The following is a 1,618-nucleotide window of genomic DNA, read 5'->3' as shown; positions in this document are numbered from 1 at the left end:
CTTCGTCCCATGCTTTAATTGTTGTCTGATCATCAATAGATAGCACATCAACGTCAGCACCTTGCTCAATAAACTTGTCTCTTGGTTGAATCAACTCGCTTTGCTCAAAACCATTAGTTGCCAAAATAGCGATTTTTTTGCCTTTAAGGTTTTGGGTGTTGCTCATAATGTTCACTCCTTTTGAAAGACGAAATGTAAAACTAGTAAAAGCAGGGATCGCCACACGACGAGAATAACTGTCCGCCTACCACCTTTAGCAAATCCCATCAGGTGAACGCGTTAGTTTGTGCATGGCATAACCTAGCTCTTACTATCTAACTACGATGCTGTTGAAGGTGCAAATTACAAACCATCCAAACCAAACAAACGCAAGTCATTGATTCAATTACAATAAATGAAATACCAACAATTTCACCACCATTGATAGTCACGCACATATTCAGATTTTGTGAACGATTTACAGAGCTTCTTTCTCGCTCCTTTTTTAAGTTGATGTAAGCCGACAGCGAAGTTTTCATGTATCAAGCTTTAAGAGTTCTATCGTTTAGGCAAAACATGAGGACACATGAGCAAGGAACGTTTCAACCACGCTAAATCTGCATTCGAGCTTTCTTTGAAAAGTTGGTGGAGTATTTCAAAGCGTATTTTCACTAGCCTGCAAAAAGATAACATTCCTCTTATCTCCGCTGGGGTTGCCTTTTACTGCTTGCTGGCTATCTTCCCCTTACTAGGGGCAACCATTGCCTTGTATGGGCTTGTTGTATCACCCGACGAACTGCAACGCCACATGGCATTGCTGGTAAATGTGGTGCCAAATGACAGTCGCTACATCATTGAAGAACAGCTTAAAAATTTAACCGAGAAGTCGAATACTGCATTAGGCTGGAGTTTTTTATTTACTCTGCTCTTGTCACTGTGGAGCAGTAGCAAAGGCGCCAACGCACTGATAAAAGCATGCAACATTACCTATAGCGAGGCGGAAGGAAGAGGCTTTTTCAAAGGTATTCTAGCGCGCATTACGTGCACCATATTTATGATCCTTACCGTAATTGTGTCCCTCGCCTGCATCACCATTTTACCCGAAGCATTAAACTGGATGACGTCAAATGCCCTTAGTACCGAGCAAGCCATGTGGGTGACTTGGCCAGTTATGCTGGCCCTATTTAATATTGCGCTTTCAGCCCTATATCGATATGCCCCTCACCGAAGAGAAGCCCAGTGGCGTTGGGTGACGCCGGGGTCAGTTTTTGCCACCTTATTATGGGTGGTAGCCTCGTATGGTTTTTCGATATACCTCAATGAATTTGGAAGCTACAACAAAACCTACGGCTCCGTTGGGGGCATTATTATTTTGCTTATGTGGTTGTATTTAACCGCCTATATCATTCTAATCGGTGCAGAGGTGAACTCGTCGATAGAGCTCCAAACTACTGCAGACAGTACGGTGGGTGAAGACAGACCCATGGGCGAAAGAAACGCATTTGTGGCAGACCATACACCGGATGATTTAAGGCGCTAATGCTTAAGCTATCTGAGGCGCATGCATTATCTAGCAGCGCCTTCCTCACCATCAATTTTTAGCATCTTTACGAGCATTTCTTTTCATTTTACCTATATC

Annotated in this window: 1 protein-coding gene and 1 pseudogene; one reads left to right on the top strand and one right to left on the bottom strand. The window is 43.3% G+C overall.

The features are described 5' to 3' along the window. Positions 1-166, bottom strand: a pseudogene (locus QVA83_RS15620) (protease); the annotation flags it as partial. A 399-nt stretch (positions 167-565) separates the two neighbouring features. Between QVA83_RS15620 and QVA83_RS15615 the strand changes: the two are divergent. Continuing rightward, complete coding sequence (locus tag QVA83_RS15615) at positions 566-1,519, top strand: YihY/virulence factor BrkB family protein (RefSeq protein WP_101565449.1); 954 nt, start codon at positions 566-568, stop codon at positions 1,517-1,519. Positions 1,520-1,618: the final 99 nt, after the last annotated feature.

The sequence above is a fragment of the Alteromonas sp. AO-Serp genome (assembly GCF_017849675.1).
Taxonomy (GTDB): Bacteria; Pseudomonadota; Gammaproteobacteria; order Enterobacterales; family Alteromonadaceae; genus Alteromonas; species Alteromonas macleodii.
Note: the sequence above shows the minus strand (reverse complement) of the source record. Positions and strands in the feature narration are given on the sequence as shown.

What these genes read in the sequence shown, in the direction of transcription:
- QVA83_RS15615 (WP_101565449.1), top strand. Translation starts at nt 566, where the DNA reads ATGAGCAAGGAACGTTTCAACCACGCTAAATCTGCATTCGAGCTTTCT.